General features: G+C 33.2%; 23 protein-coding genes. 14 read left to right on the top strand and 9 right to left on the bottom strand.

What is annotated here, in order from left to right; all coding sequences use genetic code 11:
* Positions 1 to 39 precede the first annotated feature (39 nt).
* Entirely contained in the window at positions 40 to 429 is a 390-nt protein-coding gene (locus CSW08_RS10415) for a four helix bundle protein (RefSeq protein WP_106659848.1), read from the top strand.
* Between the two features lie 41 nt (positions 430 to 470).
* Entirely contained in the window at positions 471 to 1,604 is a 1,134-nt protein-coding gene (locus CSW08_RS10420; RefSeq protein ID WP_106659822.1) for an ATP-binding protein, read from the top strand.
* 160 nt (positions 1,605 to 1,764) lie between these two features.
* Here CSW08_RS10420 and CSW08_RS10425 read toward each other — a convergent pair whose 3' ends face one another.
* Entirely contained in the window at positions 1,765 to 4,197 is a 2,433-nt protein-coding gene (locus tag CSW08_RS10425) for a helix-turn-helix domain-containing protein (RefSeq protein ID WP_106659823.1), read from the bottom strand.
* A 65-nt stretch (positions 4,198 to 4,262) separates the two neighbouring features.
* Positions 4,263 to 5,816: an L-piperidine-6-carboxylate dehydrogenase gene (gene amaB / locus CSW08_RS10430; RefSeq protein ID WP_106659824.1), complete on the bottom strand. Its 1,554-nt coding sequence runs from the start codon at positions 5,814 to 5,816 to the stop codon at positions 4,263 to 4,265.
* A 163-nt stretch (positions 5,817 to 5,979) separates the two neighbouring features.
* Between amaB and CSW08_RS10435 the strand changes: the two genes are divergently transcribed.
* The gene (locus CSW08_RS10435) at positions 5,980 to 6,303 is read left to right on the top strand and encodes an antibiotic biosynthesis monooxygenase family protein (protein WP_106659825.1); all 324 of its coding nucleotides are present in this window, start codon (positions 5,980 to 5,982) and stop codon (positions 6,301 to 6,303) included.
* On the opposite strand, the gene CSW08_RS10440 is transcribed toward CSW08_RS10435, so the two are convergent.
* The 3 genes from CSW08_RS10440 to CSW08_RS10450 are packed head-to-tail and all read right to left on the bottom strand — an operon-like array spanning position 6,293 to position 8,192.
* Positions 6,293 to 7,168, bottom strand: a complete 876-nt coding sequence (locus CSW08_RS10440) for an endonuclease/exonuclease/phosphatase family protein (RefSeq protein WP_106659826.1) — start codon at positions 7,166 to 7,168, stop codon at positions 6,293 to 6,295. The two genes, CSW08_RS10435 and CSW08_RS10440, sit on opposite strands and share 11 nt — an antisense overlap.
* Positions 7,168 to 7,707, bottom strand: coding sequence for a YciI family protein (locus CSW08_RS10445; protein WP_106659827.1), 540 nt, complete (start codon positions 7,705 to 7,707; stop codon positions 7,168 to 7,170). The genes CSW08_RS10440 and CSW08_RS10445 overlap by 1 nt, the downstream gene beginning before the upstream one ends.
* Positions 7,708 to 7,724: 17 nt before the next feature.
* Positions 7,725 to 8,192, bottom strand: a complete 468-nt coding sequence (locus tag CSW08_RS10450; RefSeq protein WP_106659849.1) for a CYTH domain-containing protein — start codon at positions 8,190 to 8,192, stop codon at positions 7,725 to 7,727.
* 95 nt (positions 8,193 to 8,287) lie between these two features.
* Between CSW08_RS10450 and dinB the strand changes: the two genes are divergently transcribed.
* Both dinB and CSW08_RS18510 read left to right on the top strand, forming a co-directional pair.
* Positions 8,288 to 9,385: a DNA polymerase IV gene (gene dinB / locus CSW08_RS10455; RefSeq protein WP_106659828.1), complete on the top strand. Its 1,098-nt coding sequence runs from the start codon at positions 8,288 to 8,290 to the stop codon at positions 9,383 to 9,385.
* Between the two features lie 319 nt (positions 9,386 to 9,704).
* Complete coding sequence (locus CSW08_RS18510; RefSeq protein ID WP_394337030.1) at positions 9,705 to 9,890, top strand: PID-CTERM protein-sorting domain-containing protein; 186 nt, start codon at positions 9,705 to 9,707, stop codon at positions 9,888 to 9,890.
* Between the two features lies 1 nt (position 9,891).
* Here CSW08_RS18510 and CSW08_RS10465 read toward each other — a convergent pair whose 3' ends face one another.
* Positions 9,892 to 10,491, bottom strand: a complete 600-nt coding sequence (locus CSW08_RS10465; protein WP_106659830.1) for a riboflavin synthase — start codon at positions 10,489 to 10,491, stop codon at positions 9,892 to 9,894.
* A gap of 61 nt (positions 10,492 to 10,552) precedes the next feature.
* On the opposite strand from CSW08_RS10465, the gene pdxA reads away from it, so the two are divergent.
* The 9 genes from pdxA (at position 10,553) to CSW08_RS10510 (ending at position 18,098) form a co-directional block, all read left to right on the top strand.
* Positions 10,553 to 11,608, top strand: a complete 1,056-nt coding sequence (pdxA, locus tag CSW08_RS10470; protein WP_106659831.1) for a 4-hydroxythreonine-4-phosphate dehydrogenase PdxA — start codon at positions 10,553 to 10,555, stop codon at positions 11,606 to 11,608.
* 142 nt (positions 11,609 to 11,750) lie between these two features.
* Positions 11,751 to 12,293 carry a YceD family protein gene (locus tag CSW08_RS10475; protein WP_106659832.1) on the top strand — a complete coding sequence of 181 codons (543 nt, stop codon included), beginning with the start codon at positions 11,751 to 11,753 and terminating at the stop codon, positions 12,291 to 12,293.
* Between the two features lie 9 nt (positions 12,294 to 12,302).
* A complete protein-coding gene (gene rpmF, locus CSW08_RS10480; protein ID WP_106659833.1) occupies positions 12,303 to 12,506 on the top strand; it encodes a 50S ribosomal protein L32 in 204 nt (67 codons plus the stop codon).
* Between the two features lie 181 nt (positions 12,507 to 12,687).
* Entirely contained in the window at positions 12,688 to 13,689 is a 1,002-nt protein-coding gene (locus CSW08_RS10485) for a beta-ketoacyl-ACP synthase III (RefSeq protein WP_106659834.1), read from the top strand.
* Between the two features lie 30 nt (positions 13,690 to 13,719).
* On the top strand, positions 13,720 to 14,205 hold the full coding sequence (accB, locus tag CSW08_RS10490) for an acetyl-CoA carboxylase biotin carboxyl carrier protein (protein WP_106659835.1): 486 nt from the start codon (positions 13,720 to 13,722) through the stop codon (positions 14,203 to 14,205).
* A gap of 95 nt (positions 14,206 to 14,300) precedes the next feature.
* A complete protein-coding gene (accC, locus tag CSW08_RS10495; protein ID WP_106659836.1) occupies positions 14,301 to 15,656 on the top strand; it encodes an acetyl-CoA carboxylase biotin carboxylase subunit in 1,356 nt (451 codons plus the stop codon).
* A 174-nt stretch (positions 15,657 to 15,830) separates the two neighbouring features.
* A complete protein-coding gene (locus CSW08_RS10500; RefSeq protein ID WP_106659837.1) occupies positions 15,831 to 16,946 on the top strand; it encodes an NAD(P)/FAD-dependent oxidoreductase in 1,116 nt (371 codons plus the stop codon).
* Positions 16,947 to 16,948: 2 nt separating this feature from the next.
* Positions 16,949 to 17,647, top strand: coding sequence for a monofunctional biosynthetic peptidoglycan transglycosylase (gene mtgA, locus CSW08_RS10505; protein ID WP_106659838.1), 699 nt, complete (start codon positions 16,949 to 16,951; stop codon positions 17,645 to 17,647).
* Positions 17,637 to 18,098 carry a 3-oxoacyl-ACP synthase gene (locus CSW08_RS10510; RefSeq protein ID WP_394337029.1) on the top strand — a complete coding sequence of 154 codons (462 nt, stop codon included), beginning with the start codon at positions 17,637 to 17,639 and terminating at the stop codon, positions 18,096 to 18,098. Before mtgA ends, CSW08_RS10510 begins: the two co-directional genes overlap by 11 nt.
* Here CSW08_RS10510 and CSW08_RS10515 read toward each other — a convergent pair.
* The 3 genes from CSW08_RS10515 to CSW08_RS10525 form a co-directional block, all read right to left on the bottom strand.
* Positions 18,095 to 19,003: an ABC transporter ATP-binding protein gene (locus CSW08_RS10515; RefSeq protein WP_106659840.1), complete on the bottom strand. Its 909-nt coding sequence runs from the start codon at positions 19,001 to 19,003 to the stop codon at positions 18,095 to 18,097. The two genes, CSW08_RS10510 and CSW08_RS10515, sit on opposite strands and share 4 nt — an antisense overlap.
* Before the next feature lie 162 nt (positions 19,004 to 19,165).
* On the bottom strand, positions 19,166 to 20,071 hold the full coding sequence (locus CSW08_RS10520) for a T9SS type A sorting domain-containing protein (RefSeq protein ID WP_106659841.1): 906 nt from the start codon (positions 20,069 to 20,071) through the stop codon (positions 19,166 to 19,168).
* Positions 20,072 to 20,225: 154 nt separating this feature from the next.
* On the bottom strand, positions 20,226 to 21,104 hold the full coding sequence (locus CSW08_RS10525) for an IS982 family transposase (protein WP_106658080.1): 879 nt from the start codon (positions 21,102 to 21,104) through the stop codon (positions 20,226 to 20,228).
* Positions 21,105 to 21,189: the final 85 nt, after the last annotated feature.

Raw genomic sequence — 21,189 nt, forward strand, 5'->3', positions numbered from 1 at the left:
TGAATGCCATTGTTTATTTTTATTGTTTATTCAAGTAATATGGCGCACCACAGTTCATTTGAAAGTTTAGCGATTTATAAAGAAGCAACCCTATTTAGTGATGCTATTTTGGAAATTATCTGCAATACTTCTTTGAATAAAGATTATAAATTAAGAGAACAAATTAATGGCTCTTCTGGTTCGATAATGGATAATATTGCCGAAGGGTTTGGCAGAGGCGGAAACAAAGAATTCATCATGTTTTTGAGTTATTCACGTGGGTCTTGTAGCGAAAGCAAGTCGCAATTATTAAGATGTTTTCGACGGAATCATATAGATGAAAGTACTTTCAACAAACTTAATAATGATGCTGAAAATTTAATAAATCAATTATCAAAATTTATCAATTATCTTAAAAGCTCCGAACGCAAGGGCTCAAAATTTGATTGAACTCAAATAAAGAATAAAAATAAAGAATAGACAATCTCCAGATGATTAACAAACGCCTACTTATAAAACACCTTTTGGCCCATAATGACGAAAATAGTTTTTACGATAAAAAACTGAGAGTTGATATTAGCCAAAAAGAAGGAAAGGCAAAGTTTTTAAAGCATATTTGTGCGCTCTCCAATAGCAATCCAAAAAACAACTCATACATTGTTATTGGTGTGGACGACTCAAGCAACAACATTGTTGGTGTTGATTTTTTTGATGATAGTAAAATACAAAACCTTATTAATGCCTATTTAACCAATGCACCCGTCGTGCAATACGAGAATATTCCTTTCCCCCATTTACCAGATGATAAGGTTGTTGGTTTGGTAACCATTAGACCAACTGGTAAAATAACGTCATTGCGAAAAAATATTTGGAAATATTATGGCGGCTCTGTATTCCTAAGAGATGGCAGCATGAGCATGCCAAAAGTCTTTGATATCGAGATTAAAGACATCAACTCTAAAATTGTTGAAGCTATTGAAAACAACGCTCAAAATAACATAGAACACACCTTAAATGGTGTATTCGATTTTTTGAAAAAGCGCGTGGACTATAGCCCAAAATACAAAGTATTTAAAGAATATTTTGTGTTGTGTTGGTCTGGACAAAAAAAAGTAGTTAAAAAAGAGGTTTATTATTCCAGAGTAGATATTGAGCTTATAAATGAACAGGTACGATTGTTTTTTTCTACCCTAGATGAAGTTTCTATTTTTTATAATGAAGACACTTTTAAAATTATAGAATATGTACAACTTGGATTTCATAATAATTATAAATTTTACCCTTTAGAGGAAACCATCATTCGTTTTGAAAACAATGCCAATTATAATATTGATACAACCTTAATATTTGAACCGCCTCAATTTGATAAAAAAACACTATTCCATATTTATAATAGTAACAATGCTATCTTAGAAAAACTTAAAAAAGGTTTGACACTAACTATTAGCGAAGAAAATGATTTAAAAAATTTACCGGGCACTTACTTAATTTGTTACCTGAATTTATTTCACGAAGCTATTGATAAACTTAATGAAGTGAAACCATATTTAAAGAATTATAATGAGGGTTTATACAATATTCACAAAGAGTCTATGCGGATTTTGAGAAAAGTGAAATATAGTTAAAGCTAAAATTTATTTTACATTTATTTAACTTTAAATTCATCTCAACATATCAAAAGTATTCAAATAATAATTATCTTCGTATAGCTATTAATCATTTATATATACCTTGTCTTCCCCTAAAACAACTGGATCGGAGACAAGGTTTTTTTTAAAATCTTTATTACAACAACTCCAAATTATTAGCAACCATTCTCATTTCATTATACGTGAATTTATCATCAATTTTATTTTTAAGTTCCGTTAAACTATCAAAAGTAGTTTGCTGTATGATTATTTTAAGTTCCTCATACTTTTCCTCAGGCATTAAATCTGTTATTTTAACTTCTCCCGTTGGAATAAAATGTACCAAATGACCTTGAATGGTTGTTTCTACAAAATTTCTTTCTTTGGCAATTTCGGAAATAGATAATCCTCTTTTAAATAAGTCAAGCGACACTTTTTTTGTATCTTCTTTTTTAGGTTTTTCTTTCTTGGCAAGAATGGTATTCGAGTCTATAGAATTAGCATCACAAAATGCTTTAATTATATCCAAAATTTTCATTCCATACTTTTCTACTCTCACTTTCCCCATGCCATTTACAGCGAGCAACTGTTTATTGTTTGTGGGAAGCATTTCGCATAAATCGTACAAAGATTTTTGAGTAAATATAACATAAGGAGGCACGTTTTCTGCATCGGCAAATGATGTTCGCAAGGCTTTTAACTGTTCAAACAAAATAGGATGTTCTGTGGTGTCTTTACGTTCTATTTTAATGGGTGTTGTTTTGGACTTTTGTAAAACCGATTTGGCTCTTATCTCTAAATAAGTTAAGCTACTGTAATACTCTTTTAAACCATTCAAACAATATAATTTAGTTGCTAATTGCTCTTCAATCTCATCTAAATGTTTATTGATTTCTTTATCAACGTCTTTGTTTTCTGTGGCAAATGTTAGGGTGTTTAAGGGTGTTTTTATAAAGTCTTCTGTATGTTTTGTGAAATATGCCAAAGCTTTATTGATTCTTTCTTGAATAACAGTATTTTTCTCTGGTTCCATAACATCAACACTCAATGCTTTTAGTTGAGCCATAAAACTGGTATTTAGTTTTAATAATTTGGTTATACCTTCTTCTTTAATGGTTGTTAATGGTTCAACAATATGGCCTTTTATACTACTGGAATTTTTATAATACACATCTAAAATCCTATTTACAGGTTGTAAAAACGCATAATAATTAAGCAATTCTTCAATTAAACTAAGTTGATATTTTTTTTGGGATTCATTTAAAACTGTCTCACTTGGCGGGTTATTTTCAACCGTTTCAGTAAACGATGTTACCCGCAAATCGTTAATAATACTGTTCTTGTTAATGGGATGTTTTAAAACAATACCTTCAAGCGTTTTGCATCTGCTTAATGCCACATAAGTCTGCCCATGCGCAAAAGACGCTTGTGCATCAATAATCGCTTTTTCAAAGGTAAGCCCTTGGCTTTTATGAATGGTTATCGCCCAAGCAAGTCGTAACGGCATTTGCGAAAAAGCGCCTACGACGGTTTCCGATATTTTTTTAGTTTCTGGGTCGATACTATAATTAATATTTTCCCAAAGCTCTGGAGTCACCACGATATCAAAATCATCTCCTTGGCACCTTACCTTAATTTCTTCTTTATCTAAATGAATAATCTTGCCTATTTTTCCATTAAAATAACGTTTTTCGGGCGTGCTATCATTTTTTACGAACATGACCTGCGCTCCCTTTTTTAACTCGAGTGTTTCATGGGTTGGATACGAATATTCAGGGAAATTGCCATCAACCTCAGCCTTATAGAAATAACTTGAATCTTTAATTTTTTGCAACTCCAGATTATTCATCTCGTTGGCTCTATTATTATGGGTGGTAAGTGTTATATAGCCATCATTTTTAGCAGGAACAAAATCGGCAATGTACCGTTTATTTAAAAGTGTTGCCGACTGGTTTGTGAGTTTATTATTTCTGATTTCATTCAAAATTTTAATAAACACCTCATTATCTTGCCTGTAAATATGTTTTAATTCAATGCTAATTGGGTTACAACTTTTGAAAACCTTACTACTAAAAAAATAAGGCGTTTCATAATATGGTTTTAGTAAATCCCATTCATTGTCCTTCACTACTGGGGAAAGTTGTTGTAAGTCACCAATCATGAGTACTTGCACACCCCCAAAGACCTTTGTTCTGTCTTTGTAGCGTTTTAAAACAGCGTCTATGCCATCTAATAAATCTGCACGAACCATACTGATTTCATCAATAATCAATAGGTCTAGCGATTTTATAATATCAATTTTGGTCTTATTAAATTTCCTTTGAAACCCAGACTCTTTATTATGAAATCCAGCTTCCTCAGGCAAAATGGGACCAAAAGCCATTTGAAAAAACGAATGTATAGTAACCCCTTTGGCATTAATAGCTGCAACTCCCGTAGGAGCAACTACCACCAATCTTTTAAAAGATTTTTCCTTTAATTTATGTAAAAACGTCGTTTTTCCTGTACCTGCTTTTCCTGTTAAAAATACATTTCTATCTGTTTTTTCAACAAAATCCCAGGCTAATTCAAGTTCTATGTTTTTGGGCATTTTTTTTAATTAGTATAAGAAATGAAAGATAATACTGACTAAATATTTTTAATATTGCTGTAAATTTACAAATCGAATTTAATGCCTTGTGCTAAAGGAACTTCAGTAGTATAATTTATAGTATTGGTTTGTCGGCGCATATATACTTTCCAAGCATCAGAACCCGACTCTCGTCCGCCACCTGTATCTTTCTCTCCCCCAAAAGCGCCTCCTATTTCTGCTCCCGATGTGCCAATATTGACATTGGCAATGCCACAATCCGACCCTTGAACTGATAAAAACAGTTCTGCTTCACGCAAATTATTAGTCATTATCGCAGAACTTAACCCTTGTGCAACATTGTTTTGTATGTCGATAGCATTATCCACACTTCCAGAATATTTTAATAAATACAAAATAGGTGCAAAAGTTTCGTGCTGTACTATTTTAAATGCTGGTTTTGCTTCGGCGATTGCAGGTTTTACATAACAACCGCTTTTATAAGATTCCCCAGAAAAAACACCTCCTTCAACCACAATATTTCCGCCTTCTTCAACAACTTGCTTTAGGGCATTTTGATACATTTTAACAGCATCTTTATCAATTAGTGGTCCTACATGATTGGTTTCATCTAGCGGATTGCCTATTCGAAGTTGTTTGTAAGCATCGACAATAGCTGCTTTAACTTTTTCGTAAATATCTTCATGAATAATCAAGCGTCTGGTGGATGTACAACGCTGACCCGCCGTACCAACAGCTCCAAAAACAGCACCAACGACAGTCATTTTAATATCGGCATCCGGTGTCACAATGATGGCATTATTTCCTCCCAATTCCAATAACGATTTACCTAAACGGGCCGCCACTTCTTGCGCCACTATTTTTCCCATTCGCGTGGAGCCAGTAGCAGAAATCAAAGGAATTCGATTATCTTTTGTTATAAATTCGCCAACTTTATAATCCCCATTAATTAAGTTTGAAATGCCTTCTGGTAAATTATTGTTAGATAACACTTCGGTTACGATATTTTGACAAGCAACTCCACACAAAGGTGTTTTTTCACTGGGTTTCCAAATACATACATCGCCACAAACCCAAGCCAAAGCAGTATTCCAAGCCCAAACTGCGACCGGAAAATTGAATGCCGAAATAATACCAACAACTCCTAACGGATGATATTGTTCGTACATACGATGGCCAGGTCTTTCAGAATGCATGGTAAATCCGTGAAGCTGTCTAGACAACCCGACAGCAAAATCGCAGATATCAATCATTTCTTGAACTTCTCCCAAACCTTCTTGCAGGCTCTTGCCCATTTCATAAGAGACCAGCGTTCCTAGAGCTTCTTTTTTTTCACGTAGTTTATCCCCTAATTGGCGAATAATGTCTCCTCGTTTTGGTGCTGGAACCGTTCTCCAGGTTTTGAATGCTTTTGAAGCAGCATTCATTACCTTGTCATAATCTTCTTGAGTTGTGATTGCAACTTTTCCAATTAATTGCCCATCAACTGGTGAATAGCTTTCTAATAACTCCTTACCAGAAAAATTGTGTGACCCTGTTGAAGTGCCTTCATTTATATCTTTTAAGCCTAAACTTTTCAGGGTTTTATCTATATCAAAATGGGTAAATGGTTCTTTCATTGGTGCTTATTTTAATGTTCTAAATAAATTATTACTAAGATACCAATTAAAATAGGTTCGAATCCTATGATTACAATTAAAGTCATATTGTGAATAAATCATTATAAAATATACTGAAATTAATAAGTATAAGCTTTAATTTTGGTTTAATAGAATATATAAAATGGAAGATTTTAAACCTTACTACGCGGTCATTTTTACATCCATACAAAAAGACCATATTGCAGGCTATAATGAAATGGCAGAAAAAATGGAAACATTAGCAAAATTGCAGCCCGGTTTTTTAGGTATGGATAGTGCAAGAAATCAAATTGGAATAACAGTAAGTTATTGGGAAAGTTTAGAAGACATAAAAAACTGGAAGCAACAAAGTGATCATTTACAAGCACAATTGAAAGGGAAAAAAGATTGGTATAATTGGTATAACGTTAAAATTTGTAACGTAGAAAGGGAATACAATTCTTATTTAGATAAAGTCACCTCTTGATATACGTTTTAAGCATACTGTGATCTGATTTAAAAGTTCCTATCTTTTCGGTTTTAAGAATTTTTAAATCTTTGGAAACCCAAATATGGTCTATGGAAAGTAAGGGGATGTTCCAAAACCAAGTTTCTCTAAACCCATTACCTTTTTCGTTAAACGCTTGATTAAAACTCTTCTTTATATTTTTGAAAAGACCAGATTCGTATGGTAAATTAAAATCCCCTAAAATAATGGCTTTACTTTTTTTATCAATCTGTGAATCGATAAATTGCATCTCCCCTCTTCTTGGCAAATCTGGACTGCCTTGTGCATCAACAGCATAAAAATCAATATCCCTGGATTTGAAGTTTACAACTGTTGAATTACGTTTAGAGGTTGCTTCTTTTTCAATTGTAACAGGTGTTTTTGAGAATAAATATATGTTACCTTTCATATCATAGATGTAATAATCGGCAAATTGCTGCTTTAAGCTTATAATATCGGTTGTTTTAGGTTCAACTAAAACTAAAACATCAGGAATTCCTTTATTTTCAACAAAAGCCTCTTCAAAGCTATTATCACGAGACGCGTTCCAAAAAACAACTTCTAAATCAGCTTTACTTATGTCATCTGAAAAATGAATTTTAAAGCTTCTCCCTAACCAAAGAAGTAACAATGATCCAGCTAGAATTAAATTATATTTTCTTCTTTTTTTACCAATAAATAAGGAAAAAAACAAAATAATACCAATAATTATGGGTAAAGGAAAAATGTAAAAAAACAAGGGTTCATAAAAACCATTATCTCTTATAATAAAGTGAATGGTTAATAATGCCAAGATTACTATAACATTTATAAGTAGAAAAAGGGCTCTTAAAATTTTTAGCATTACCTTAAAGCATATCCTTTTGCTGCCCACCAAGGATGTACTTCCACTGTTAATCTTCCTTTTTCAACCATTGGATCGGACTTTGCCAAACTATCTGCCATTTTAAGTGTTGGCACATTATAAATAGTAATACCACGAATATCTCCATTATCTCCAAAAGGCCCAGAAATATCGGCATAACCTAGCTCATACATTTTAGACAAATGTGCTAAATGTTGAGTTTGTAATAGTTCTGCCTCTTCCTCATTTTGTGACCTAATTGGTCCCGATTTTAAAAATACTATGAAATATTGCTGCATTATAATGGTGTCTTTTGTTTTTTCATCAACATAATCAAACGTTTGAAAACCTTTAGCAGTAAGTTCTGCTTTTAATTCTTTGGTAGATTTTTTATTGGTTTTTTCTAAACCTAAAGTGTCCATAGGTTTACTATTTACTTCCAAGCTATCCATTTTTTCATTTAAATGTTTACCATCAGATTCCTTTTTACAAGAAAAAAGAAAGGCTAATATTAAAGTTGACAAAATTAATTTCTTCATATGTATATTTTAAATTACTACCAAATTTTATAAGGCTGTTTACTTAATTGAGCATTATAATAGCGTATATCTCCCGTAACCTCTTCGCCAAGCCAATTTGGTTTTTCATAAATTTCTGTTTCGCTTGCTAATTCAATTTCTGCCATAACCAAACCTGTATTGTCTCCATTAAACTCATCTACCTCAAAAATATGGTTTCCTACCTTCACTTCATAACGAATTTTTTCAATAACCCCTTTTTCACATAGCTTTAAAAGATTTTCAGCCTCAATTATGGATATTTCCCTTTCCCATTCAAATCTAGACAATCCATTGCTGTTGGACTCCCCTTTAATTGTTAAAAATCCTTTATCGCCTTTAATTCTAACTCTTACAGTTCGTTCTTTTTTTGTATTTAAAAAGCCTTGGACAATTCTTGATTGTTTAAATGCTTCCGTTTTATACTTATCTGAAGTTACTAAAAATTTACGTTCTATTTCAATCATAATAATGTCCACGAAAGTGGATATCTTATTAATTTTTTTTTACAAATCTAATAAATCGATATTCCTGCCTTCGCAGGAATGCATAAATTTACAGTATGTCTACCAATTTACCAATTAGAAAAATTATTCATATAGATATGGATGCCTTTTTTGCGTCTGTCGAACAAATGGATAATCTAGAACTAAAGGGAAAGCCCATTGCTGTAGGTGGTGGTGGAAAACGTGGCGTTGTAAGTGCGGCGAGTTATGAGGCCAGAAAATTTGGTGTTAAAAGTGCCATGTCAGGAAATTTAGCAGCCAAGTTATGTCCGGAACTTATTTTTGTAAGACCTCATTTTGAAAGATATGCTGAAATATCTAAAAAAATAAAAAAAATATTTTATGATTATACTGATTTGGTGGAGCCGCTGTCTCTTGACGAAGCCTATTTAGATGTTACGGAAAATAAAAAAGGAAATCCGAGCGCCACATTAATCGCTAAAGAAATAAGAGAACGTATTTACAAGGAGATTGGTTTAACGGCCTCGGCTGGTATTTCCATTAATAAGTTTATTGCTAAAGTTGCCAGTGATCATAATAAGCCTAACGGGCAAAAAACAGTGACTCCAGAAGATGTCATTCCCTTTTTGGAACAATTGGATATTCGGAAATTTTATGGCGTTGGCAAAGTGACTGCCGAAAAAATGTACCAATTGGGGATTTTTACTGGAATGGATTTAAAATTAAAAACCATCGACTATTTAGATACCCATTTTGGAAAATCCGGAAGATACTATTATTATGTGGTTAGGGGCATTCATAATAGCGAGGTTAAGCCAAACAGAATCCGAAAATCATTAGCGGCTGAACGTACTTTTGGAGAAAACTTATCCAGTGAAATTTTTATGTTAGAAAAACTTGAACATATTGCAAATGAGGTGTCTAATCGTTTATCAAAAAGTAAAGTATCCGGAAAAACAATCACTTTAAAAATAAAATATAGCGATTTTACCCTTCAAACCAGAAGCAAAACATTACCCTATTTCATTAGTGATAAATCAATAATTCTTGAAACTGCTAAAGATTTATTATTTCAAGAAAAATTAAATAATTCTGTACGATTGTTAGGTATTGCTATTTCAAATTTAAATACAGAGACCGTTAAAACTCCCGAAAGCAAAAGCATAAGCGTCCAATTAAAATTCGAATTTTAGCCTTACTTTATGATGCTTTTATAGAAAATGGCTAGTAAATTTCTGTTTTTTTAAATATTCGAATTATTTACAAAAATCTTTTAACTAGATGATTTATTAGAACTTAGATTTAATATATTTGAAAATAAAAAAGAAATTTGAGGGATTAATTGTTATGTTTTCATACTTTTTTATCAAAAAAATTCGTTAACCACATTTGTAGTGAACTCTCATTTAAGTGTATTTTATCGATAATTTATACGTTTAATGGATGTTTTTGGGTTTAATTGTAAGATAATATTTGTTAGTTCTCTTTTTTTTATACATTTGTGACCCCATGATGATACAAAATAAAAGGAAAATTGCCTCAATCTTATTTGTATTAATAAGTGTTTTATGCTTTGCTCAAGAATTACCCCCACCTGGAGCTCCTCCTCCACCCGGTACTCCAATCGATGGCGGTGTATTAATAGGGGCTTGCCTTGCTTTAATATATGGAGTTAAAAAACTTTTAAAAAACAATTAAACTATTTATTTAGTAGATTTAAGCTTAAAAGTTTAGCCACGTACTTTCCTAAAACATCAAATTCTAAATTCACTGTAGTACCAATTTTAAATGAATTGAAATTTGTGTGGTTATAAGTATACGGTATTATTGCTACACTAAAGCTGTCTGTTTTAGAATTAACGACCGTTAAACTCGTTCCATTTAAGGTTATCGATCCTTTCTCAATAGTTATATTATTGAGCGATGCGTCATATTTAAAAGTAAACATCCAGCTGCCATTTACTTCTTCTATATAGGTACAAACAGCGGTTTGGTCCACATGTCCTTGCACCAAATGTCCGTCAAGCCTATCCCCCAATTTCATGGCTCGTTCAAGGTTTACTTTATCATTAACTTTTAAAAATTTTAAATTCGTTTTATCTAAAGTTTCCCTTATGGCTGTAACGGTATATTCGTCATTGTTTATATTAACTATAGTTAAGCAAACACCATTATGGGCAATGCTTTGGTCTATTTTTAATTCATTGGTTAAGCCACTCTTAATGGTTATGTGAATATTATCAAACTCTTGTTTTAAACTCGATACAACCCCCAACTCTTCAATAATTCCAGTAAACATATTATTATCTGTTTATTTAGTTAAATTTGCATAAAATTACGAACAAAAGTTATCATTCTTAATGAAGAAATCAGAAAATATAATTGTAGGAATATCAATTGGCGATTTAAATGGTATTGGTGGAGAAGTGGTTTTGAAAACTTTTGAAGATGACAGAATCTTGGAGTTTTGTACGCCTGTTATTTTTGCATCGTCTAAAACGATAGCTTATTTAAAAAATCATTTCAAATATGAAATCAATTTTAATGACATCAATAAAATAAATGAAGTAGCTTTTGGAAAAGTGAATGTGTTTAACTGTTGGAATGAAACAGTAACCATCGATTTTGGAAAAGAAGACTTAAAAATTGGTGAATACGCCATAAAATCGCTACAAGCAGCCACAAAAGCTTTAAAACATGGAGACGTTGATGTTTTAGTAACAGCACCCATTAATAAACATAACATTCAATCTAAAGATTTTAATTTCCCTGGTCATACCGATTATCTAGCAAAAGAATTAGAAGGTGAAAGCCTCATGTTTATGGTATCGGACTCATTAAGAATAGGATTATTAACAGACCATGTTCCTGTTAAAGACATCGTAGAGCACATTACGTCCCAATTGATTGAAAAAAAAATAAACACGGTATATCATTCCCTTGAAAAAGATTTTAATATCAATAGGCCAAAAATTGCTGTTTTGGGTATCAATCCGCATACAGGAGACAATGGCGTTATTGGCCATGAAGACGACACCGTTATGAGGCCCACTCTTAATAAACTTAAAGAAAGTGGCAAACTCGTTTATGGTCCCTATGCGGCCGATAGCTTTTTTGGCTCCAATAACTATAAAAATTTCGACGCCATAATAGCCTCTTACCACGACCAAGGTTTAATCCCTTTTAAAACTTTGTCATTTGGACAAGGTGTTAATTATACTGCTGGATTAAGCAAAGTAAGAACCTCACCAGATCATGGCACTGCTTATGAAATTGCAGGAAAAGGCATTGCAGACGAGAACTCATTTAAAGAAGCGGTTTTTATGGCCATTCAAATATTTAAAAACAGATTAGATTATAAGGAGCTCACTTCAAATCCATTGAAAAAAGGAGAAAGAAAAGACTACGACAATTAATTTACCACTAGCTTTAAGCGATAATTAAGACTATTAAAAAGGTCTAATATCATCTAACAAAACTTATAAACAAAAAAAAGTTTACAAGTAATGCCACTTAAATAAAAATTTATATATTTGCAGGCTCAAATTAGATGTGATAATGAAGCCATTAAAAGAGTTCACAATCCCATTTGTTGGATTAAAAATAGCCTCACATCACTTTGATTATGATATTGAGAAAACGTTCTTTGAATATTTTGAGTATGAAGATTTTAATGATGTAGCTATTAAGGTTAAAGTTGATCTTAATAAAAAGACAACCTTAATGGAATTACATTTTAAAATTTCTGGAACAGTTAATATAAATTGTGATTTAACTAACGAGCCTTACGACCAAAAAATTAAAAATGAATTTGATTTAGTGGTTAAGTTTGGAGATGAATATAATGATGAAGATACAGATATTCTAATCCTTCCACATGGTGCTTATGAAATTAATATACAACAATACATCTATGAATTAATTGTGCTTACTGTACCAATTAAACGAGTACATCCAGGCGTAAAAGATGGAACATTAAACTCGGACATACTTAAAAAATTAGAAGAATTGAGTCCTAAAATGGACCCAGAAAAAGAAATAAAAGAAGAGGATATAGATCCTCGTTGGAATACATTAAAAAAACTATTAACGGATAAATAAATATATAAAATGGCACATCCTAAGAGAAAAATCTCTAAAACAAGAAGAGACAAAAGAAGAACTCATTACAAAGCAACTGCGCCAACAATTGCTACATGCCCAACAACAGGCGAAGTTCACTTATACCACAGAGCACATTGGCATGAAGGAAAACTATATTATAGAGGTCAAGTTTTGATTGACAACTCTGAAACTGTAGAAAATTTAGCATAATTATTATGCGCGCATATAAAAAAAACGCTCACATGTGAGCGTTTTTTTTATGATATGTTTTCATAGCAATTCAAAAACCACTTAATTTGTATAATATTAGACCAAAATTCACTAATTTGAAGAAATTTTGAGCATTTTCATGAATTTCTTATGATTTTTTGGTCAAATTAACTATAAAGTTATGAGTAAAATCTCTGCGGCAATTACAGCTGTAGGTGCTTATGTGCCAGAATATGTGTTAACCAATCAGATACTTGAAACCATGGTTGACACAAACGACGAGTGGATAACTTCCCGAACCGGAATTAAAGAGCGTCGAATTCTTAAAGATGATGGCAAAGGAACCTCCTATTTGGCTATAAAAGCCGCCCAAAATCTCATTGACAAAAAAGGCTTAGACCCCAAAGAAATAGAACTTGTTATTGTTGCCACTGCAACACCAGATATGAAAGCTGCATCTACGGCGTCATATACCGCTTCAGAAATTGGAGCCACAAACGCGTTTACTTTTGATATGGATGCGGCATGTTCAAGTTTTTTATATGGCATGTCTGTTGCAGCTAGTTATATAGAATCTGGCAGATATAAAAGCATCTTATTAATTGGAGCTGATAAAATGTCTTCAATAATTAATTATAAAGATCGAGCAACTTGTATTATCTTTGGAGATGGTGCTGGTGCTGTTTTATTTGAACCCAACACAGAAGGGCTTGGTTTACAAGACGAATATTTAAGAAGTGATGGAACAGGAAGGGAATTTTTGCAAGCTACTTATGGTGGATCATCATATCCTATATCTGTTGAAGCTATAGAAAAAGGAGGGCAATATGCCTTTCAAGAAGGACGAACTGTTTTTAAAAATGCTGTTTTTAATATGGCGGATGCTACAGTAAAAATAATGGAAAGAAATGGTTTGACTAAAAATGATCTAACTTGGTTGGTGGCACATCAAGCAAACAAACGCATTGTTGATGCTACAGCTCAACGTATAGAATTAGAAGATGAAAAGGTAATGACCAATATAGAAAAATATGGTAATACGACCTCTGCTACGCTGCCTCTATTATTACACGATTACGAATCAAAACTAAAAAAAGGAGATAATTTAATATTTGCCGCCTTTGGTGGTGGATTTAATTGGGGATCTATTTATTTAAAATGGGCATATAATTCTGTAAACTAACCAAACCAAAAATTAATTAATTAGCAAATTATGGATATAAAAGAGATTCAAAACTTAATCAAGTTTGTTGCCAAATCTGGTGCAAGTGAGGTTAAATTGGAGATGGATGATATCAAAATCACCATTAAAACCGGACCAGATCCAGATACTGCTGCAGTGCATTATGCTCCAGTACCAACTCAAACACCTCAAGCAACAGCTGCTTCAGTAAGTGACGTAAAACCAGTTACTGATGTTCCTGCTCCTGCAACTACCGCACCAGCAGAAAATTCAAAATACATAACAATCAAATCGCCAATAATTGGAACTTTCTATAGAAAACCATCACCAGACAAACCTTTGTTTGTTGAGGTTGGGCAAACTATTTCAGAAGGTGATGTACTTTGTATTATAGAAGCTATGAAGCTTTTCAACGAAATAGAATCTGAAGTTTCTGGAAAAGTAGTAAAAATATTAGTTGATGATTCTTCACCTGTAGAATTTGATCAACCTTTATTTTTAGTAGACCCATCATAACCAGTTAAAAATTCCAATACCGCCTCCCGATAGTTTTCGGGACTCTAAATCCAATATCTGGAGATTGGAATTTGTAATTTTTAATTTTAAAAGTTATGTTTAAAAAAATATTAGTTGCCAACAGAGGCGAAATAGCACTACGTGTTATTAGAACTTGTAAAGAAATGGGCATTAAAACCGTTGCTGTGTATTCTACAGTTGATGCAGAAAGTTTACACGTTAAATTTGCAGACGAAGCCGTATGTATTGGCCCTGCAGCAAGTAAAGACTCTTACCTTAAAATTTCGAATATTATCGCAGCTGCCGAAATTACCAACGCAGATGCCATTCATCCTGGTTATGGCTTTTTATCTGAAAATGCCCGGTTTTCAAAAATATGTGAAGAACACAATATCAAATTCATAGGTGCTACGGCAGAAATGATTGATAGGATGGGTGATAAATCCAATGCCAAGGCAACCATGAAAGAAGCTGGGGTTCCTTGTGTTCCCGGTAGTGATGGAATTATACTTACCTATGAAGAATGCGAAAAAGTGGCTAAAAAAACAGGATACCCGGTCATGCTTAAAGCTTCGGCTGGTGGTGGTGGAAAGGGCATGCGTGCCGTTTGGAAACCAGAAAAACTTAAAGATGCTTGGGATTCTGCCAGACAGGAAAGTAAGGCCGCCTTTGGAAATGACGATATGTACATGGAAAAACTTATTGAAGAACCAAGACATATTGAAATTCAAATAGTGGGAGATTCTACAGGAAGAGCATGTCATTTATCAGAAAGAGATTGCTCAATCCAACGTCGTCATCAAAAATTAACAGAAGAAACCCCTTCGCCATTTATGACAGATGAACTTAGGGAAAAAATGGGGAATGCCGCTGTAAAAGCTGCTGAATATATCAAATACGAAGGTGCCGGAACTATTGAATTTTTGGTAGATAAACACCGTAATTTCTACTTCATGGAAATGAATACCCGTATCCAAGTAGAACATCCCATTACAGAACAAGTGATTGATTTCGATTTAATACGCGAACAAATATTGGTAGCCGCTGGTGTGCCAATTTCTGGTAAAAATTATACCCCTAAGTTACATTCTATAGAGTGCCGCATAAATGCTGAAGATCCATTTAATGGATTTAGACCATCGCCCGGAACGATTACCACATTACATGCCCCAGGAGGCCATGGCGTCCGTTTAGATACACATGTGTATGCAGGATATACCATTCCGCCAAATTACGATTCTATGATTGCCAAGTTAATAACCACCGCTCAAACCAGAGATGAGGCTATTAGCAAAATGAAACGGGCCTTAGATGAATTTGTTATAGAAGGTGTAAAAACCACAATCCCTTTCCACAGACAATTGATGGAACACCCCGATTATTTAGCTGGTAATTATACCACGAAGTTTATGGAAGATTTTGTCATTGAAAAACCAAAAACTGAAGAATAACAAATGAAAAGTCTCAATTAATAGTTGGGACTTTTTTTATGGGTGTTACCGCTACTGCGGTCAGGCTGTACGCTATATCTTTTTGTGAAAAACAAAAAGGATGTCACTTCCATCCTTAACACAACAACCAAAGTACAATTTCACTACTTTTACAAACCACTAACAAACATAACCTTGAACCTATCATATTGGGAAATAAAAAGCTGGTTCACTAACATAGATTACACTATTGTTGGTAGTGGCATTGTAGGCTTGAGTTGTGCATGGCATTTAAAAGAACGCTTTCCAAAATCAAAAATATTAATATTGGAAAAAGGCATACTTCCACAAGGCGCCAGCACCAAAAATGCTGGTTTTGCTTGTTTTGGTAGTTTAAGTGAAACCCTTGAAGACTTAAAATCACATTCCGAAAATGAGGTTTTAGAATTCGTGGAAAAACGCTTTCATGGATTGCATTTATTGCGAAAAACTTTGGGAGACAAAGCAATTGGCTACAAAAATCATGGTGGTTTCGAATTGTTCAACAACACAGATGATACACTTTATGAAACCTGCCTGGCTCAAAAAAGCGAGATTAATAAATTCCTTAAACCCATTTTTAAAACAGATGTGTTTAGTTTAAAAAACAATATTTTCAATTTTAAGAATATCAAAAATCAATATATTTTCAATCCGTTTGAAGGTCAAATTGATACGGGGAGGATGTTGGAGGCCTTACTTAAAAAAGTGCAATCAAAAGGCGTAAAAATCCTTAATAACATCACCGTTGAACATTTTGAAGAAACCAATAATTCAGTAAAAATAAAAACTAGTTTATTAGAATTTTCAACTTGTAAGCTATTTATTGCGACCAATGGATTTGCTTCGCAATTAATCAATGAAGATGTAAAACCGGCTCGGGCACAAGTTCTTATTACAAAACCAATAAAACATTTACATATAAAAGGCACATTTCATTTAGATAAAGGCTATTATTATTTTAGGAATATTGATGACCGGATTTTGTTTGGTGGTGGTAGAAACTTAGATTTTAAAGGTGAGGAAACTACCGAATTCAATGAAACCGAACGTATCCAAAATGCTTTGGAAACCCTTTTGAAAACGACTATTTTACCAGAAACCCCATTTGAAATAGAGCATCGGTGGAGTGGTATTATGGGTTTGGGTAATCAAAAAAAAGCCATAGTAAAACCATTGGGAAATCATGTATATTGCGGTGTACGCCTTGGTGGTATGGGTATTGCTATTGGGAGTTTAATAGGTAAAGAATTAGTGCAATTATTAGATTGATTATGATTAAAAAAGTATTTAAATTTTTATTAAAAATGATGGGATGGTTTTTTGCCATTTCCATTGCTTTGGTTATAGTATTTAAATGGATTCCTGTTCCTGCAACCCCTTTAATGGTAATCCGAACCGTTCAACAAGCTACAAGTGGCGAAGACATTGTTTGGAAACATGATTGGGAATCAATAGACAATATTTCAAAAAATTTACAATTAGCCGTTATTTGTAGTGAAGATCAAAACTTTTTAAACCATTATGGTTTTGATATGAAAGCCATAGAAAAAGCTATAGAACATAACAAAAAAAGCCAACGCACCAGAGGTGCTAGTACCATTAGCCAACAAACCGCAAAAAATGTTTTTTTATGGCCACAGCGCAGTTGGTTACGCAAAGGTTTGGAAACCTATTTTACTTTTTTAATAGAACTTTTTTGGTCTAAAGAACGCATTATGGAAGTGTATCTGAATAGTATTGAAATGGGTAACGGCATTTATGGAGCAGAAGCGGCAGCTCAACATTGGTTTAAAAAACCAGCTGCCAAATTAACAAGCTACCAAGCAGCGGCCATCGCAGCTGTATTACCAAGCCCAATGAGATACAGAGCAAATCCTGCTTCTGCTTATATTCAAGGGCGACAGGTTTGGATCGTGAGACAAATGGGTTTCTTTGGGAAATTAGATTATAATAAAAAAGATGATGAGTAATTTAAAACTCAAAGCAGCCTTATATAATCAATGCTTAAACTTTATTGAAAACAGATTTCAAACCATTCAAAACACTATAAACGATATTCAGAAATCACTACTATCTGAAACCAAAAGTAGTGCGGGCGACAAGCATGAAACAGGTAGAGCCATGTTACAATTGGAACGTGAAAAAGCGGGCAATCAATTAGTAGACATCCAAAAATTAAAAGAATCGTTTTCTAAAATTGATATATTTAAAACCTCTGAAACGATTGGTTTGGGAAGCCTTGTAATCACATCCCAAAACAATTATTTTATTGCTATAAGTGCAGGTGAATTTACTGTTGAAAACGAAAAATATTATGCTATTTCACCTAGCACACCCATTGGGCAATTACTTTTGGGTAAAACAGTTGGTAATGAGGTTGCTTTTAGAGAGCAAAGGTTTAAAGTTGAAACCATTTTCTAAATAGCAAGATAAATTTGCTCACCGTTTTCGATTTTGTTTGGATGTTCAAAAAACACCGTTTCCCCATCCAAATCAGCTTCAATCAAATAGTAGTTTCCTTTATAATAAGATGTTTTTACAATGGCTTTTAAATCTGATGCATCTACCACTTTTAGTTGATGTGCGTATAGAATGCCATGGGATTTAAGGCTGTTGAATTCCCCAAAAAAAGAAGCAATTAATTTATTTTGTGGGTTTTCATATAAATGCTTCGGCGTGTTATTAGCCATGATTTTAGTCTCATGCAACACAATCATCTGGTCTGAAAAAGACAAAACATCATCTTTATCGTGCGTAGCAACAATGCAGGTGATATTTTTCTCTTTTAGATACTTAAACAAATTTCGTCTTAATGATTGCTTTTTAAAATTATCTATGTGGCTAAAAGGTTCATCTAGAAGAAGAATCTCTGGTTGTTTTGCTATGGCTCTAGCTAAGGCTACACGTTGTTTTTGTCCGCCACTCAAATTCTTGACCTTTGTGTTGGCGTCACCCATTAATTCTACAACCTCTAAAAGCTCATTAATACGTACTTGTTTTTCTTCGGGATAAAAATTAGATAAGAAAGCACCAACGTTTTCTGAAACGGATATAAAAGGCATCAAGTCAAATTCTTGTGCCACGTATTTCATGAATTCAGGTCCAACAACAAGATTGTGTTTAGGTCCCAAAATCTCATGGTTCTTCCAAAATATATGTCCTTGGTTTAAATCGTAAGTCCCGTAAAGTAATTTCAAAAGAGTACTTTTTCCAGAACCGCTTTCACCAATAATAGAAACATGTCCGCCCGCGTCAACCGAAAAACTAATAGTATTAAGAACCGCTTGTTTGGTATAACGAAAGGATATGTTTTTTACTTGAAGCATGATGCAAAAATAGCATAAAAAAATCGGTTAAAATTCAAGCGATTTTTTAATATTTTGATTTGGAAAATGAAAAAAGTCCTTTGAAGTAACCTTCCAAAGGACTTTTCTTAAATCAAATCTCTAAACAGTAAATGGAATTATAAAGTCTACCGAATAAAAAGTCTATTTCAATATTAATTTTGAATTTTGATTTCTACCATCAGCGTCAATCTTAAGTATGTATAGCCCTGAAGCCACATTAGATCTGTCCCATGTTTGAACAAAAGATCCAGCTGATTTTTCTTCATTTAACAACGTTTTAATCAGTTTCCCTGTGATATCGTAAACATCCATTTTAACTCTAGCTGCGGTATTAAGATTTAAGTTTATTTTCACAAATTCAGAATCTGATGAAGGATTAGGATAAACACTTACAGTTCCATTAATTCCAATTCTTTTGTTGGATAAGGTCGTATCAGATTTCGTCATCTCCATAGCACCTATATAGTAAAATCCATTAGTGTTAACATTAGCAGGTCCTTTTTGAACCTGAATAGTAATTTCGTTACTTCCATTAGGTTGAACATTAAGTATGGTAGCCACATTAGCAGTATTGTTTGTAGCGTTTAAAGTTGCTGTTTGCGGTGCAGCGAGACCTGTGATAGTATATAATGTTTCTCTATTATCAACAGGGGTTGGATTTTCTCTTGATGCAAAAATTTGAAACGAGTAATACTTTCCTGCTTCTAAACCAGAAAGTGTAAATCCTCCTGTTGGCGTAGTATCATCACCATAAAAATTATCTTCGGTTGCAGTAACAGGAAACGGCAAGCTTGGATCTGGAGTTACTGTTCCTGTACTGTTTGGAGTGGGATCAAAAGCATCTGTCAAGGATAATACTTCGCCTGTAGCTACCCCCATATCATCAATTAGATTTGTAGTAGAACTTACTGTTCCAGGGTCTGTGACATTATTCCAATTACCAGCAGTAGTATTGGTACTCTGCCCAAAATCAAACAAGGTAATTTCTTGGCCAAAGCAAAACGAGCCAAGTGCTATAAAAAGTAAAAATAGAGTAATTTTTTTCATATTTTAATTGATTTAAGGATTAGAAAATTTGTTGAAACTTGTTTTTTTAATTGATTTTAAATTGAATGTACTAGATTTAATACGAAAGTACAATAAAATATTTGGTTTTTAAACAAATACATGTCAAAAATAATGAATTAACTCGTTGTGCATTTTAAATAATGCTAATTTTAATATTGTTGATGTTTCTATCAAAAATAAACTTATTGATATATTGAATTGTTGTAAGGGCCGCTATTTTAGATAGGATCCTAGTCTTAAATCCTCGAAAAGACTTGGCATAATTACGTCTTATCATAAATTGGTCACATAATTGTGAGAACAATGTCTCTATTCTTTTTCTCTTTTTTCTGAAAATGTAAGGTTGTTTTTTATAATCTTTTTGATTGCTTCTCATAGGTGTATTTAGCTTTATGTTACAGGTTTCAAACAAATTGAGCTGTATTTCTGCTGATAGATACCCTCTATCTCCAATTAAAGTGCAATCGCCCATTTGTGCTTTAATGTCCTTAAGGTAATTGACATCGTGTACCGATGCAGGGCTCAAATCGACACTTTGAAAAACACCTTTAATAGAACAGACGGCGTGCAGCTTATAACCATAATAATTGGAACCTTGGGAGGCACAATAGCCTTTGTCAGGAAAAGCATAGGCATCCTCTTTACAGACTCTCGAACGGGAACTTCGTGATAATTTACAAACCTCTAAAGGCATACTGTCCACTATAAAATAATCTTCAAATTCATTAAAATGAGAGGCTAATCTTAATCGGATATCATCCATGTAACCTACTAATTTCCGTCTTCTTCGATTGTAGACGCTCCTGTCTATTTTTGAGGCAATAATGACAGGGAGCTTTCTAAATAAATCATTCTCACTATCTATTCCCATAAATTCAGCTGTTAAGCTTAAACAAATCAGTTCCAAATCACTCAGCTTCGGTCGACGTCTTTGATAGTCCAAAAGTTGTTCTTTTGATATTTTTTGTAATACTTCCAATATTCTTTCGTAATTTGCATTTAAGTTGTTCATAATTAATGTTTTATCGCTAAAACAATTTACTGATTATCAGTAATATGGACAACTTTTTTCTTTTAAATCATAATGCACAACGGGT

The organism is Confluentibacter flavum (assembly GCF_002843175.1).
GTDB lineage: Bacteria > Bacteroidota > Bacteroidia > Flavobacteriales > Flavobacteriaceae > Confluentibacter > Confluentibacter flavum.